Origin of the sequence: Rhizobium aethiopicum, assembly GCF_900094625.1 — a bacterium.
Taxonomy (GTDB): Bacteria; Pseudomonadota; Alphaproteobacteria; order Rhizobiales; family Rhizobiaceae; genus Rhizobium; species Rhizobium aethiopicum.
On sequence record NZ_FMAJ01000001.1, the window covers coordinates 559,463 to 572,762 of the forward strand.

The window sequence follows — 13,300 nt, forward strand, 5'->3', positions numbered from 1 at the left end:
GTTCGGATCTCATGGAATCAGCAGCGTCGTTCCTGTTGTTTTTCTTGCTTCCAGATCCGCGTGAGCCCGCCCAACCTCACGCAGCGGATAGGTTTGGTTGACATTGATACGCACTTTGTTGCTTTGCACAACATCAAATAGCGCCTTTGCACTGTCGACCAATTCCTGGCGCGTGGCGATATAGGCAAAGAGCGACGGCCGCGTCGCAAAGAGCGATCCCCTCTGAGCCAGCATGGCGAGGGTGAAATTCTCGATCGGACCGGAGGATTGGCCGAAGGAGGCAAACAGACCGCGCGGCTTCAGGCAATCCAATGACTGTGGAAAAGTATCGCGGCCGATCGAATCGTAGACGACGTCAACGCCCTTGCCGCCTGTTATCTCGCGGACGCGGCCGACGAAGTCTTCGCTCTTGTAGTTGATCACGTGATTGTAGCCATGGGCAAGCGCCAGTTCGACCTTTTCCTCGGAACCGGCCGTGCCGATGACGGTGGCGCCAAGCGCCTTTGCCCATTGGCCGGCGATCAGGCCGACGCCGCCGGCGGCGGCATGGAACAGCAGCACCGTCTGAGGGCCGACCTTAAAGGTGCGGTTCAAGAGATATTCGGCGGTCATGCCCTTCAGCATCATCGCCGCCGCTGTTTCCAGCTCTATGCCGTCTGGCACATGCACCAGATGACGCGCCTCGATGTTGCGCTCGACGCTATAGGCCCCATCGGCGCTGGCATAGGCGACACGATCGCCGATCCTGAAATCGGCAACATCAGGCCCGACCGCCGTCACGGTTCCGGCGCCCTCCTTGCCGGTGACGAAGGGAAGGTGCGGCACCTTATAGGAGCCGTTGCGGAAGTAGACATCGATGAAGTTGAGGCCGATCGCTGCCTGGCGGATCTGCACCTCCCCTGCAGCGGGTGGCGCGAGATCGATGTCGACGTAGTCGAAAACCTCAGGTCCGCCCGTCTTCGAGAATGAAACCGCATGCGTCTTCGTCATCTTGTCTGTCCTAAGCTTCGCGTCCAAGGGAGGGGAAGAATTGCAGCACCGCGCCGATGACGTAAAGATAAAGCCCGGTCACGATGAAGAGAATGAGCGCCCATTCCGGCATTTCGAAGCGCATCAGCAGCGAATAGACGCCGAGCGCCGACCACAGGAAGAAGACGCCGAGATTGAGCGGGCGCAGCCTTTTGACGCGCACAGGATGCAGGAAATTGATCGGCAGAAAGGTCAGCACCACCGATATCGTGACGACGATCAGCGCGGTCGTGGCGCTCGCATCGATGACGAACAGGGTGAAGACGATCATGTTCCAGACGACGGGGAAGCCGGAGAAGAAATACTCGTCGGTCTTCATGCCCATATCGGCATAATAGATAGCGCTGGAGACGACGATCATGCCGGCGGCGACGAAGGACCAGGGCTCTCCGATCATGCCGCTCTGATAAAGCGCGAAAGCCGGCAGCAGCACATAGGTGACGTAATCGATGATATTGTCGAGCGTATCGCCCGACCAGTTCGGCAGCACTTCCTTGACGCGCACCTTGCGGGCGATCGGCCCGTCGATGCCGTCGACCAGAAGCGCCAGGCCAAGCCACCAGAACATGTCGATAAAGCGGTGCTCTGCGGCGGCCACGACCCCGAGAAAGGCAAGGAATGAGCCGGACGCCGTGAGGATATGGACGGAAAAGGCGCGCATCTCCGCGTAAGGAACGCGCTTGTAGTTGAAAATCTTCATATTCCCCCGACCGCCTGTCGCGCTCACCCCGGCGAGCGTGTTTTTTCGCCATTATCACCGAACCCTGTTCCTGAATCCGGTTGGGTTCGACGCCGTAGGTCTTTGTTGTCACACCGCTTTTGCCGAAAATCAGCACCCGGCTGCGGCGCGCCGCTCTAATATGCATCCTTTGACCGGCTTCGCCAGCGGGAAATATGACATTCTCCGCACGCCATTGAATCCTGACAATGACATGCATATTTCCCTTCTGAAGCGTCGCGTGGAATGGAATGCCTTTAATTCCGGCCGGATTTGTAATATCTCGCTCCCAATCCGACAGTTCATCCGACGAATACGGGATCCGCTACCGAAATGAACGCGCCTGCAAAGACCGAAGACTTCGCCTCGTCCATCCCCGCCGGCGTCTACGCCGAGACGGTGCTTGCCGTGACGCACTACACCGACCGGCTCTTCCGCTTCACGATGACCCGGCCGCAGGGCTTCCGTTTCCGTTCCGGCGAATTCGCGATGATCGGCCTGATGGTCGAGGGCAAGCCGGTCTTCCGCGCCTATTCGATCGCCAGCCCCGCCTGGGCCGAAGAGCTTGAATTCTTCTCGATCAAGGTTCCGGACGGCCCGCTGACCTCGCATCTGCAGGCGATCAAGCCCGGCGATCAGGTGCTGATGCGCAAGAAGCCGACGGGCACGCTGGTGCTCGACGCACTGACGCCCGGCCGTCGCCTTTACATGTTCTCGACCGGAACGGGCGTTGCGCCTTTCGCCAGCCTGATCCGCGACCCCGAGACCTATGAAAAATTCGAGGAAGTCATCCTCACGCATACGACCCGCGACGTCGCGGAACTGAAATACGGCTTCGACCTCGTGCACGAGATCCAGAATGACGAACTGCTGAAGGAAGTGGTCGGCGACAAGCTGCGCCATTATGCGACCGTCACGCGCGAGGATTTCGAATATCGCGGCCGCATCACCGATCTGATCTCGTCTGGCAAGCTGTTTACCGATCTCGGCGTCCCGCCGCTCGATCCGGCAATCGACCGCGGCATGATCTGCGGTTCCTCGGCCATGCTGAAGGACACCAAGGAACTGCTCGAGAAGGCCGGCCTCAACGAAGGCGCCAACAGCAAGCCCGCCGAATTCGTCATCGAACGCGCTTTCGTCGGCTGACGCTCTTTCGACAATCCAATCTGCAAGCGGCTCCGGAAACGGGGCCGTTTCTATTTGCGGGCGAGATAGTCGATCAGCGCCGCCATGGCCGCACGCGCCTCATCCGGCCTGCCCTGCTGGATGGCCCGGATGACAGCGACATGCAGGGCGATGGCGCGGTCCATGCGCTCGGGGCTTGCGGTGGAATACCAGAGGCGACGCGAATGCGTCTGCACCGGGCCGAGCGCGGCCGTGATGAAGCCATTCGGACAGCCATCCTCGAGGATCTCGTCAAAGGTCTTGTCGGCAGCGAAGAAGCCGGCGAGATCGCCGGTGGCGGCGCATTTCTCCATCGCGTCGGCGCAATCGCTGAGGCGGAGGCGCTGCTCGTCCGTCGCATGTTCGGCAACGAGACTTGCCGCGATCGGCTCCAGCTCGCGGCGCACCTGCATGACATTGCCATGATCCTCCGGCGCAATCTCGGCAACCTGCAGCCCAACCCGCGGCTTCACCAGGATCAGCCCCTGCCAGGCAAGTTTCTGGATCGCCTCGCGCACCGGCGTGCGCCCGTGCCCCGCCATATCGATCAGCTGCTTTTCGGTGACGAGCGCGCCGGGCTTCAGCGCCAGCGTCACGATCAGATGCTCAAGCGCGAGATAGGCACGGTGGCTTTGTGACGTCTGCATGCCGATGATCCCGCCGCCAACTGATATATCACACTGTGGCACGGTGACGAACTGAAGACAAGGCGCCGCTAAACGCCTAAAGGGTGGCAGCGTGAAAATCACGTAGCTACCGCGCCGACCTTTTCATTCGTGCCGCAGCGCCTCGATCGGATTGAGCTGCGCGGCCCTTCTTGCCGGGAAATAGCCGAAGATCATGCCGATCGCCGCGGAGAAGAGGAAGGCGACGGCCACCATCATCGGGCTGAAGACGAAGGGGACTTTCAGGAGGGTGACCGCCACCAGACCGACGCTCAGGCCGAGCACGATGCCGGTGATGCCGCCGAAGAGCGAGAGGGCCACCGCCTCGACCAGGAACTGGGTGAGCACCTGGTTTTCGAGGGCGCCGATCGCCAGGCGGATGCCGATTTCGCGGGTTCGCTCGGTCACTGAGACGAGCATGATGTTCATGATGCCGATGCCGCCGACGAGCAGGCTGATCGCGGCGACGGCTCCGAGCAGGCCGGTGAGCAGCGTCGTCGTGCCGGTCATCGCCTCGGCGATCTGCGTCATGTCGTTGACGTTGAAATCGTCCTGGCGGCCGGGAATGATCTTGCGACGCTCGCGCAGCAGATTTTCGACATCGGCCTGCACCTTGGCTGTCGAGACACCGTCGCGCGCCGAAATGATGATCTGCGGCACGTTGCTGTTGCCGCTGATGCGCCGCTGGAACACCTTGACCGGCATGATGACGACATCATCCTGATCGGTGCCCATGCCGGACTGGCCGCGCTTGGCGAGCACCCCGATGACCGGGCAGGAAACCTTGCCGACGCGGATTTGCTGGCCGATCGGATCGGCGCCGCCGAAGAGCTGCGAGCGAACCGTCTCGCCGATGATGCAGCGGGACTGGCCGCGCTCCTCGGCGGGCGAAAAAGCGCGGCCGAGCGCCAGGTTCCAATCCTGCGCAACGAAATAGTCGTTGGTGGTGCCGGAGACGCTGGTCGAATGGTTCTGGCCGCCAAAAATCACGGTCGCCGTCGACTGGTTAAGCGGCGCCACCGCCCTCAGGCCGCCGATCTGGTCTCGGATGGCGCCCACGTCCTTGACGCTGAAGCGTTTCGCCTCGGAGCTTGCCCGGCCGGGACCGAACTGGCCGGGACGGACGAACAGCATGTTGGTGCCGAGCCGCGACAGTTCGGTCGAGACCTGGGCGGTCGTGCCGTTGCCGATCGTCACCAGCGCGATGACGGCGGCAACACCGATGACGACGCCGAGCACGGTCAGGAAGGAACGCAGCATATTGCGGCTGATGGCGCGCAGCGCGAGCTTCAACGTCTCAAAGAACATGATTCGCCCTCCTCCCGTGCTCCAGCTCCGTCTCCAGCTTGCCGTCGACGAAGCGCAGCAGCCGCTCGGCATAGGCGGCGATATCAGGCTCGTGGGTGACCATGACGATGGTGATGCCCTGCTCGCGGTTCAGCCGCGTCATCAGATCCATGATCTCGACGCTGGTCTTGGTGTCGAGATTGCCGGTAGGCTCGTCAGCGAGCAGCAGCGCCGGCTCGGTGACGATGGCGCGGGCGATGGCGACACGCTGCTGCTGGCCGCCGGACAGTTCCTGCGTCTTGTGATGCTCGCGGCCGGACAGGCCAACCAGGGCCAGCGCCTCGTGCGCCCGTTCACGCCGTTCACGCACCGCCATGCCGCGATAGATCAGCGGCAATTCGACATTTTCGACCGCCGAGGTACGCGACAAAAGGTTGAAACCCTGGAAGACGAAGCCCAGCATGTGGCGGCGCAACAGCGTTAGCTGGCTTCGGTCGAAGCCGCTGGTCGGGATGCCCTGGAAGAGGTATTCGCCCGATGTCGGCACGTCGAGGCAGCCGAGAATGTTCATCGCCGTCGACTTGCCCGAACCAGACGGCCCCATGATTGCGACGAATTCATGGGCATCGATCGCAAGATCGACATGGTCGAGCGCGCGGATCGCCGCCTCGCCCTCGCCGTAGATTTTCGAGACCTTCCTGAATTCGATGAGCGGCGGGCTTGTCATCCGTCGCTCCGCCTAATTCGTCCGCACCGCGGCGTCGGTCACAAGCGCGTCGTTTTCCTTGAGTTCGCCGGAGATTACCTGGGTGAATTGGCCGTCGGACGAGCCGACCTCAATGATGACGGGCGTGGAGCGGCCGTTGCGCAGCACCCAGACGCGGCGTTGTGCTCCCGTCAGCACCTCACCGGAATTGCCGCCGCGCCGGCGTGGCGGCCCGAAAATCCCCATGATGCCGCGGCCGCGCCGTTCCGCCTGCGGCGGCGCATAACGCAGCGCCGCGTTCGGCACCATTAACGTGTCCTTGACGGCCTCGACGGTGATGTCGGCGGTCGCCGTCATCCCGGGGCGCAGCAACAGGTCGGCATTATCGACCGAGAGCACCGCCTTATAGGTCACGACGTTGTTGACCACTTCGGAGGCGAAGCGGATCTGCTCGATCTCGGCGGGGAAAGACCGGTCGGGATAGGCATCGACAGTAAACTTCGCCTTCTGGCCGACGGCGATCTTGCCGACATCGGCCTCGTCGACATCGACCTGCAGCTCCATCTTCTTCAGATCGCCGGCGATGGTGAAGAGAATGGGCGCGGAGAGCGAGGCGGCAACGGTGGCGCCCGGATTGACGGAACGGGTGAGGATCACGCCGTCGATCGGCGAGACGATCTTTGCCTTGGCAAGATTGACCTCGGCGAGCTGCAGGTCGGCTTCCGAGGCGAGAACCTCGGCTTCGTTGATCTGTTTGGCGGCGACGGCGGAATCATATTTGTAGGTTGCGTCGTCGAGGCTCTGCTGGGTGGAGACGTTGCTCCTGACCAGGCTCTTCAGCCGCTCGAGCGAGGTGCTCGCCGATTCGAGATCGGCATTGGCCTTGGCGACATTCGCCTTGGCGGAATTGACCTTGGCGCGCGAGCTCTTCACATCCGCCTCGAGCTTGTTGGTGTCGAGCAGCGCCAGCACGTCGCCCGCCTTGATCGTGCTGTTATAATCGACGTTGACGTCGCGGACGGTGCCGGAAAGTTCGCTCGATATATCCACCTGCTCGGTCGGCTGCACCGAACCGGTGGCGGTGACGAGAACCGTCAGGTCGCCGCGTTTTGCCGGCTGTGTGGTGTAGCTCACTTCGCTTTGACCGCGCCCGACGTAGAAATAAGCGGCAGCCACCGCGGCTGCGAGAAGGATCAAGACAACCAGCAGGCGCCCGCGCCAGCGACCCCGCTTGTTCTGCCTTGCCGACGCGGCCAGAACCGCTGCGAGGTCGGGCGTCGTGCCGGCCTTTGCTCCGGTTTCGTCGCCGCTTACGAGTTTGTTCATGTCATCCTCGATCGGTCAGTGGCCGCATCGGCCTGCAATGAGATAATCACAGCGCAGATGAACCGGGAATTAGCGTTGCCGCCGAACTGGCACGGAATTGCGGATGGGTGAAATGAAATATTGGTAAGAAAAGTCAAGTTTCGGCGCGGTGAAGCCTCTCGCGCAAGAATCCGCGGCCTTTTCCGGCTACAGATAGGCAGAAATCATCGCCCGTCACCCGGCATCCTCGGCATATTGTCCAGCACCCGGCAGCGGATGCAGCCACGCTTCGCGCCGCTTTGTCCAGACTTCATGGTTCGGCTCAAGATCCGTCGGCGGACTGTCGAGTGAGCCGAGACGGATTTCCACCGCCGCCTCCTGAAGGCAGAAAAGCCTGCTGCCGCAGGCGGGGCAGAAGCTGCGGCCGGCGAAGGTGGCGATCTCGCCACTATGGGAGAAAGCCCGGCGAGGCCACAGCGCGAAAAAGACGAAGGCGGAACCGCTCGATTTGCGGCAATCGGCGCAGTGGCAGAGGCCGACGCGAAGCGGCTCGCCTTCCACCCGGTAGGCGACCGCTCCGCAAAGGCAGCTTCCCGTTCTGATCCTCATTGACGGGCGTTAGGCGTCGAGTTTGGGGGGGAGCCGCGGCGGACGGCGCTTTGCGGCCATCAACAGGTCGAGTTCCGTGGCGGAGGGGCCGAACTTCTCGTAGAGGCGTTTCGCCTCCTTGTCGTCCAGCCGGTATTTCCTGGCAAATTCGCTCATGCTGTAGGGGCGGCCACGCAAAACTCTTCGCGCCGGGGTCGCCGTTTTCGGTGCGTCGGTCATGGTTTTCTCCTTTCATCAGCTTCCTTGTAAGTTAGAGCGGCCCGTTCATTTGAAAAGAGTCGAGAGGCCTTGGCAGCGCCATCAACCGCGGACGGATGCGGCTGATTTTCCTGGAACCTTTTTGTCGAGAGACGGTTTTCGCAGCGGGGTTGCGGGCCGCGCCAAGCGGACGCGGCGGTGCCGGAGAACATCGGGATTTTTCCGCTTTCTCCCGATGGCCAACGAAATGGCAGGCGAGCTCCCTACCCGCCCGGCCCGCTTCCTCAGCCTCATTTTCCGGCGAGATCACGAAATGTTAAAATGCGGAACGCATGCGCCGGCGCGAGGTTGTCAACAGGAGGTCGACGTGGCCTCAGTTCAAACCAAGGAGAAACCAAATGGCAAACCAAGGTGGAACCCACGAACAGCACGTCAAGGCTGGGCAGCAGAGTCACAAGAACGACTCCAATACCCGCAGCGCCTCTTCAGGCGGCCGCGACGCGCAGTCCAGCGGAACCCGCGGCGGCAGCCATGAGCAGCATGTAAAGGCTGGTCAACAAAGCCACAAGAACAGCCACTAAGGCTGTCGTGACATGAAACTCGGCCCGCGCCCTCCATTCCGGCGCGGGCTTTTTCGTGATCCTTGAAGATGGGTGGGCATTTCGATAGCATCATAGATATGACACGGCCACGAAGATGAAGAAACTCAATCTCGGAATGCCTCAGAGAGGCCTGCTCTTACAATCGTACTTCGTGGGCATGACGTTGGGCCATATTCCGTTTCTCTTTGAAGGAATCGGACTGATAACATTTGTTCTTAAGTTTATTTTTTCAATACCAGTCATAATCTCGATATATTTACTATATTATCTTAAATACGACAAAGTACATTCACGCCCAGTTTTCTGGTCGTGTCTATCGTTTATTTTGTCTTTATGCCTGGTTATACTGATTTACTTTTTGTTACTTCTCGATGGCGGCCAGTGGGATTTTCGTCTTTTATCTGTTTTTCTGATCCTTGCCGTACCGTCGTCCCTAATTGCCTGCGGTTATTTCGCCCTCAGACTTTGGCTGCAGATAAGATTCTCGCGCGGACAGAGCGAAGCTACGGTTTGACGAATGGCGCCGTCGTGGGTTGGACGCTGAGGCATCAAGACAGACGCCGGCCATCCTCGCCGAAGAGGTGCAGGACGGAGGGGTCGAGATGGAGCGGCAGGCTGTCGCCCGATTTCATGCGCTGCTGGCCGGCAAAGACGGCGATGAGCTTCTTGCCAGCAGCTTCGGCGTGGACAACGGTTTCGGAACCCAGTTCTTCGACCAGGGTGACGCGGGTGTCCAGCTTGCTCGCGCTCGCCCCGTCGGCAAGGGTGATGTGCTGCGGCCGGATGCCGATGCTGACCCTCTCGCCTATCGGACCTGCTTCTCTGGCAATAGCGGAAAGACGATGGCCGCCGACGGTTTCGACTTGGGTGAAACCGCCTTCGTGGCCGACGACCGACCCTTCCAGGAAATTCATGTGCGGCGCGCCGATGAAGCCGGCGACGAATCGGTTGGCAGGTTTGTTGTAGAGCTCCAGCGGCGTTCCCACTTGCTCGATCCTGCCGCCTCTCAAGACGACGATGCGGTTTGCGAGCGTCATCGCCTCGACCTGATCATGGGTGACGTAGATCATCGTCGCCTTCAGGCGGGCGTGGAGGGCGGCGAGCTCGGCGCGCATGCTCACTCGTAGCTCGGCATCGAGATTGGAGAGCGGCTCGTCGAGGAGGAAGGCATCCGGCCGGCGGACGATGGCGCGGCCGATCGCGACGCGCTGACGCTGACCGCCGGAGAGCTGACCCGGACGGCGCTGCAGGAAAGGCTCGATCTCCAGCATGCGGGCGGCGTCAGCGATGCGCGCTTCGATCTCGGCCTTCGCCACCTTGGTATTCTCCAGACCGAAGGCAAGGTTTTCGCGCACGCTCATGTGCGGATAAAGCGCATAGGACTGGAAGACCATGGCAAGACCGCGGTCGGCGGCGCCGATCGCGGTGACGTCCTTGCCGTCGATGGCGATGCTGCCGGCCGTGGGTTTGTCGAGGCCGGCTATCAGCCGCAGCAGCGTCGATTTCCCACAACCGGAAGGGCCGACGAAAGCGACGAACTCGCCGTCGTTGACCTCAAGCGAGACGTCGCGGATAACCTCGACTGAGCCGAAGTTCTTGACGATGTTCCTGAGCTCGAGACCGCTCATACACTCTCCTGTTTCCAAATCCTGGCCGGCCTATTTCAGTCCGGATCCGGCGATGCCCGTGGTGATGAAGCGCTGCAGGAAGACGAAGATCAGCACGACGGGGATCATCGAGACGACGGTCATGGCGAGGATGTAGTGCCACTGCACATTGAGCTCGCCGGCATAGACGTTGAGGCCGACCTGCAGCGTGTAGAGCTCCTTGCGCGACAGCACGATCAGCGGCCAGAGGAAGTCGTTCCAGCGCCAGACCACCGAGAAGATCGCCAGCACCGCGAGCGCCGGCGCCGACAGCGGCAGGATGATGCGCCAGTAGATCTGCCATTCGCTCGCCTTGTCCATGCGCGCGGCGTCAATCAGCTCGTCGGGGATCGTCAGCATGTATTGGCGCAACAGGAAGACGCCCGTCGGCGTGGCGACGGTCGGCAGGATGACGCCCCAGAGGCTGTCGAAAAGGTTCAAGCTGCCGATGACGGAATAGAGCGGCACCACGATCACCGAGAGCGGCACCATCAGCGTTGCCAGGATCATCAGCATGACGGCGGTGCGGCCGGGGAACTGGTATTTCGACAGCGCGAAGGCGGCCATCGAATTGACCAGCAGGGTGATCGCCGTCGCCACAACAGTCACGAAGACGGAGTTGCGCAGGAACAGAAAGAAGTCGAAGCGCTGGAATGGTTCGGTGTAATTGCCGGCGGCGAATTCGACCTTGCGGACCGGCGTGCGGTCCTTAATGTTGACCTTGACGATTTCATCAGGCTGCTTCGGATCGATCATCTGACCCATGATGCCGATGCGGCGGACTTCGGCGAGCACGTGGGTGCTGCCATCCGGCATCGTCACCTTGTAGAGCGGCAATGGTTTGTCGTAACCCGGCACTACGGCCTGCTCGGTGACATAGGGCAGGAAGGACGGCGGGAACTCGGCGAGCGCCGCCGGTGTCTTGAAGGAGGAGAAGACCAGCCAGATGGCCGGGCCGAACATCAGGAAGACGCCCGAGATCAGCCAGATCCAGGTGACGACGTCGGTCCAGTGCCAGCCGCGGCCGCGCCGGCGAAGCAGGAAGGTGCCGACAGCGTTCATTGGCGGGTTCCCTTCTTCTCGTTGCGGCTGCTTGCGGCCAGCTGCACCAACGTCAGGATGACGAGCACGATGCCCATCAGGATCGAGGCGGCCGAGGCAAGCCCGGGATTGCGCAGCGAACTCGCAAAGCCGGTCTCGTAAATAAACTGGGTGATGTACATGGTGCTGGTTCCGGGTCCGCCGCCCGTCAGCACGAAAACCTCGTCGAAGATCTGCACGGCGCGGATCAGTGCCAGGACCAGGACGACGATAAGGTTCGGCATCAGAAGCGGCAGGGTGATCCGCCGGAAGATGCGGGTGGGGCTCGCCTTGTCCATCGCCGCCGCTTCGTAGAGATCCCTTGGGATCGCCTGCAGGCCGGCGAGCAGGATCAGCGCGTAAAAGCCCATATGCGCCCAGACTGAGACGAAGACCGCGAAGAAGAAGGCCCAGAAGCGATCGCTGAGCCAGGAGAAGGGTTCGAAACCGAAGGGGCTCAACGCATAGTTCAACAGGCCTTCACGCTGGAGGATCCACTTCCAGATCAGGCCGACGACGACGGGCGACAGCAGCACCGGAAAGAAGAAGACGGCGCGCCAGAAGCCGCGATTGGAAAGCTCGCGGTTGAGGATCAAAGCCGTCGCAAGCGCGGCGATCAACATCGCCGTCACCTGGAAGACGACGAAGACGGCGGTATTGCGCACCGCCGCCCAGAAGGTGTCGGCAGCACAGGTCGAAGGGTCGAGATAAGAGCCGCAATCGAACAGGATGCGATATTGCTGATCGCCCACATAGGTCCGGTTCTGAAGGAAGATGGCACCGCCGCTCGTCGTCGAATAGAGGAAGTTGATGACCAGCGGCAGGAGCACGAAGACGGAAAAGATCAGCATGTTGGGCGCCAGGAAGACGCCGGCCATGCCGTTCAGGCCCGTCAGCTTCTGCCAGGCGCGCATGGGAATGTCGATTATCCCCATGAGGAGGCGGACAGGCGCATTGAGCGCCTGCCGCAGACCGGCTCTCGCCGGGGGTTCGGAAGAAACCGTCTTCTCCGCCATCCGCTCTTCCGTCAGTTGCCGCCGACCTTGGCCTTGATGTCCTCGTCGATGCGCGCATAGGCATCGTCGAGCTTCATTTCGCCGGCGATCACCTGGCTGATGCGGGCGACGATGGCGCTGTAATAGGCGTCGGACCACTTCCAGCCCGGCAGCTTCACGGCGGAGGCGGCCGTCTGACCGGCCGATGCGACGAAGGCCTTCAGCGCCGCCTGCACATGCGGATTTTCCGTCTTGAAGTCCACCTGGCCGGCTGCCACCCCCTTATGCGCCGGAATGAACAGGCTGCGCTCGGCGAATTCCTTCTGCACGTCAGCACCCGCCAGGTAATCCATCACCTTGGCGACGTCCTTCGGGTTCTTGGTGTATTTGACCGCGACCAGACCGGCGCCGCCCTGCATGCCGCTGCAGGCGGCCGTGCCGCACGGGCTTCCGGCCATGACCCAGTCGAAACTGTCGCCGATCTTCTGGGCGAAGGCAGAAACCTGCCAGCTGCCGGAATAATAATAGGCAAGACCGCCATTGATGAAGTCTTCGGCGGCAGAGCGATAGGTTGTGCCGGCAGCGCTGACCCAGACGTCCTTGTTGACGGTGCCGTCCTCGTTCCACTTGACGAAGCGGCTGAGGAACTCCTTGGCACCCTGATCGATGGGCGCCGGCTTGCCGTCGGCGGCAATATAGTTGGCGCCGTAGGAGATGTTCGGGCCGGAGACGCGGTGGCCGGAGCGGTCGATCGCCATGGCGAAGACCTTCTGGCTGTCGGCGACCTTCCGGGCTGCCGCCGCCCAGTCGTCCCAGGTGGCCTTCGGGCCGGGAATTTCGACGCCGGCCTGCTCGAACAGCGTCTTGTTGACGAAGCCGCCGGTGAGAGTCAGCTGCGTCATGAAGCCGGTGATGGCGTTCGAACCGTCGGGACGCATCCAATCGGCTTGGGCGCCGAAATTATCGTCCCAGTATTTCGCATCGGCCAGCAGCGGGCGAAGATCGAGCCAGTGCTGCGCCTGCGCCTTCAGATTGGTGACGCGGGCGATATCAGGCCCCTGCCCGGCTTCCAGCTGCACCGGCAGCTGTTCCTTGACGACGTCATAGGAGACTTCGTCGAGCATGACGTTGACATCGGGATTGGCCTTGGAGAACCGCGCCAGCAAATCCTTGATCACCTCGCCTTCGCCGCCGTCGGAATACCACATGATGCGGACGTCGCCGGCGTGGGCGGCAACGGAACTCAACAGAACCGCAGCAAAGGCCGCGCCGATCGATTTCATTCTGGTCATAGTC

The 13,300-nt window shown here is 61.6% G+C and carries 15 protein-coding genes; 3 read left to right on the forward strand and 12 right to left on the reverse strand.

Translation table 11 applies throughout. From position 1 onward, the window contains the following. Positions 1-9: 9 nt before the first annotated feature. Positions 10-990 (reverse strand): quinone oxidoreductase family protein, encoded by a 981-nt coding sequence (locus tag GA0061105_RS02815; RefSeq protein WP_092747853.1) that lies wholly within the window; start codon positions 988-990, stop codon positions 10-12. A gap of 10 nt (positions 991-1,000) precedes the next feature. After that, positions 1,001-1,729, reverse strand: a complete 729-nt coding sequence (pcsA, locus tag GA0061105_RS02820; RefSeq protein WP_092747855.1) for a phosphatidylcholine synthase — start codon at positions 1,727-1,729, stop codon at positions 1,001-1,003. Between pcsA and GA0061105_RS32290 the strand changes: the two genes are divergently transcribed. Both GA0061105_RS32290 and GA0061105_RS02825 read left to right on the forward strand, forming a co-directional pair. After that, complete coding sequence (locus GA0061105_RS32290; protein WP_141130175.1) at positions 1,716-2,084, forward strand: hypothetical protein; 369 nt, start codon at positions 1,716-1,718, stop codon at positions 2,082-2,084. The genes pcsA and GA0061105_RS32290 overlap by 14 nt on opposite strands. Next, complete coding sequence (locus GA0061105_RS02825; protein ID WP_010060954.1) at positions 2,081-2,893, forward strand: ferredoxin--NADP reductase; 813 nt, start codon at positions 2,081-2,083, stop codon at positions 2,891-2,893. Before GA0061105_RS32290 ends, GA0061105_RS02825 begins: the two co-directional genes overlap by 4 nt. 50 nt (positions 2,894-2,943) lie before the next feature. Here GA0061105_RS02825 and GA0061105_RS02830 read toward each other — a convergent pair whose 3' ends face one another. The 6 genes from GA0061105_RS02830 to GA0061105_RS02855 all read right to left on the reverse strand — a co-directional run bounded on the left by GA0061105_RS02830 (position 2,944) and on the right by GA0061105_RS02855 (position 7,702). Continuing rightward, positions 2,944-3,558 carry a GntR family transcriptional regulator gene (locus tag GA0061105_RS02830; RefSeq protein WP_092747857.1) on the reverse strand — a complete coding sequence of 205 codons (615 nt, stop codon included), beginning with the start codon at positions 3,556-3,558 and terminating at the stop codon, positions 2,944-2,946. A 123-nt stretch (positions 3,559-3,681) separates the two neighbouring features. Then, positions 3,682-4,884, reverse strand: coding sequence for an ABC transporter permease (locus GA0061105_RS02835; protein ID WP_064691577.1), 1,203 nt, complete (start codon positions 4,882-4,884; stop codon positions 3,682-3,684). After that, positions 4,874-5,590 (reverse strand): ABC transporter ATP-binding protein, encoded by a 717-nt coding sequence (locus tag GA0061105_RS02840; RefSeq protein ID WP_092747859.1) that lies wholly within the window; start codon positions 5,588-5,590, stop codon positions 4,874-4,876. The genes GA0061105_RS02835 and GA0061105_RS02840 overlap by 11 nt, the downstream gene beginning before the upstream one ends. Positions 5,591-5,602: 12 nt before the next feature. Continuing rightward, positions 5,603-6,895 (reverse strand): efflux RND transporter periplasmic adaptor subunit, encoded by a 1,293-nt coding sequence (locus GA0061105_RS02845; protein WP_064691575.1) that lies wholly within the window; start codon positions 6,893-6,895, stop codon positions 5,603-5,605. A 213-nt stretch (positions 6,896-7,108) separates the two neighbouring features. After that, entirely contained in the window at positions 7,109-7,483 is a 375-nt protein-coding gene (locus tag GA0061105_RS02850; RefSeq protein ID WP_064691574.1) for a GFA family protein, read from the reverse strand. Between the two features lie 9 nt (positions 7,484-7,492). Continuing rightward, on the reverse strand, positions 7,493-7,702 hold the full coding sequence (locus GA0061105_RS02855) for a hypothetical protein (protein ID WP_064691573.1): 210 nt from the start codon (positions 7,700-7,702) through the stop codon (positions 7,493-7,495). 377 nt (positions 7,703-8,079) lie between these two features. Here GA0061105_RS02855 and GA0061105_RS02865 point away from each other — a divergent pair, with 377 nt between their 5' ends. Further along, positions 8,080-8,262, forward strand: coding sequence for a hypothetical protein (locus tag GA0061105_RS02865; protein WP_004673791.1), 183 nt, complete (start codon positions 8,080-8,082; stop codon positions 8,260-8,262). Positions 8,263-8,831: 569 nt separating this feature from the next. Here GA0061105_RS02865 and GA0061105_RS02875 read toward each other — a convergent pair. The 4 genes from GA0061105_RS02875 to GA0061105_RS02890 are packed head-to-tail and all read right to left on the reverse strand — an operon-like array spanning position 8,832 to position 13,296. Continuing rightward, a complete protein-coding gene (locus tag GA0061105_RS02875) occupies positions 8,832-9,911 on the reverse strand; it encodes an ABC transporter ATP-binding protein (protein WP_092747865.1) in 1,080 nt (359 codons plus the stop codon). Positions 9,912-9,941: 30 nt separating this feature from the next. After that, entirely contained in the window at positions 9,942-10,991 is a 1,050-nt protein-coding gene (locus GA0061105_RS02880) for a carbohydrate ABC transporter permease (protein WP_092747867.1), read from the reverse strand. Next, positions 10,988-12,025 carry a carbohydrate ABC transporter permease gene (locus tag GA0061105_RS02885; RefSeq protein WP_092747869.1) on the reverse strand — a complete coding sequence of 346 codons (1,038 nt, stop codon included), beginning with the start codon at positions 12,023-12,025 and terminating at the stop codon, positions 10,988-10,990. The genes GA0061105_RS02880 and GA0061105_RS02885 overlap by 4 nt, the downstream gene beginning before the upstream one ends. Positions 12,026-12,036: 11 nt before the next feature. Further along, entirely contained in the window at positions 12,037-13,296 is a 1,260-nt protein-coding gene (locus GA0061105_RS02890) for an ABC transporter substrate-binding protein (RefSeq protein WP_092747871.1), read from the reverse strand. Between the last annotated feature and the right edge of the window lie 4 nt (positions 13,297-13,300).

Bases quoted from the DNA above. Each gene is read 5' to 3' on its own strand.
- GA0061105_RS02845 (WP_064691575.1), bottom strand. From the start codon at position 6,895: ATGAACAAACTCGTAAGCGGCGACGAAACCGGAGCAAAGGCCGGCACG.
- GA0061105_RS02880 (WP_092747867.1), bottom strand. From the start codon at position 10,991: ATGAACGCTGTCGGCACCTTCCTGCTTCGCCGGCGCGGCCGCGGCTGG.
- GA0061105_RS02825 (WP_010060954.1), top strand. From the start codon at position 2,081: ATGAACGCGCCTGCAAAGACCGAAGACTTCGCCTCGTCCATCCCCGCC.
- GA0061105_RS02815 (WP_092747853.1), bottom strand. From the start codon at position 990: ATGACGAAGACGCATGCGGTTTCATTCTCGAAGACGGGCGGACCTGAG.
- GA0061105_RS02835 (WP_064691577.1), bottom strand. From the start codon at position 4,884: ATGTTCTTTGAGACGTTGAAGCTCGCGCTGCGCGCCATCAGCCGCAAT.
- GA0061105_RS02865 (WP_004673791.1), top strand. From the start codon at position 8,080: ATGGCAAACCAAGGTGGAACCCACGAACAGCACGTCAAGGCTGGGCAG.
- GA0061105_RS02875 (WP_092747865.1), bottom strand. From the start codon at position 9,911: ATGAGCGGTCTCGAGCTCAGGAACATCGTCAAGAACTTCGGCTCAGTC.
- pcsA (WP_092747855.1), bottom strand. From the start codon at position 1,729: ATGAAGATTTTCAACTACAAGCGCGTTCCTTACGCGGAGATGCGCGCC.
- GA0061105_RS02855 (WP_064691573.1), bottom strand. From the start codon at position 7,702: ATGACCGACGCACCGAAAACGGCGACCCCGGCGCGAAGAGTTTTGCGT.
- GA0061105_RS02840 (WP_092747859.1), bottom strand. From the start codon at position 5,590: ATGACAAGCCCGCCGCTCATCGAATTCAGGAAGGTCTCGAAAATCTAC.
- GA0061105_RS02830 (WP_092747857.1), bottom strand. From the start codon at position 3,558: ATGCAGACGTCACAAAGCCACCGTGCCTATCTCGCGCTTGAGCATCTG.
- GA0061105_RS02885 (WP_092747869.1), bottom strand. From the start codon at position 12,025: ATGGCGGAGAAGACGGTTTCTTCCGAACCCCCGGCGAGAGCCGGTCTG.
- GA0061105_RS02890 (WP_092747871.1), bottom strand. From the start codon at position 13,296: ATGACCAGAATGAAATCGATCGGCGCGGCCTTTGCTGCGGTTCTGTTG.
- GA0061105_RS02850 (WP_064691574.1), bottom strand. From the start codon at position 7,483: ATGAGGATCAGAACGGGAAGCTGCCTTTGCGGAGCGGTCGCCTACCGG.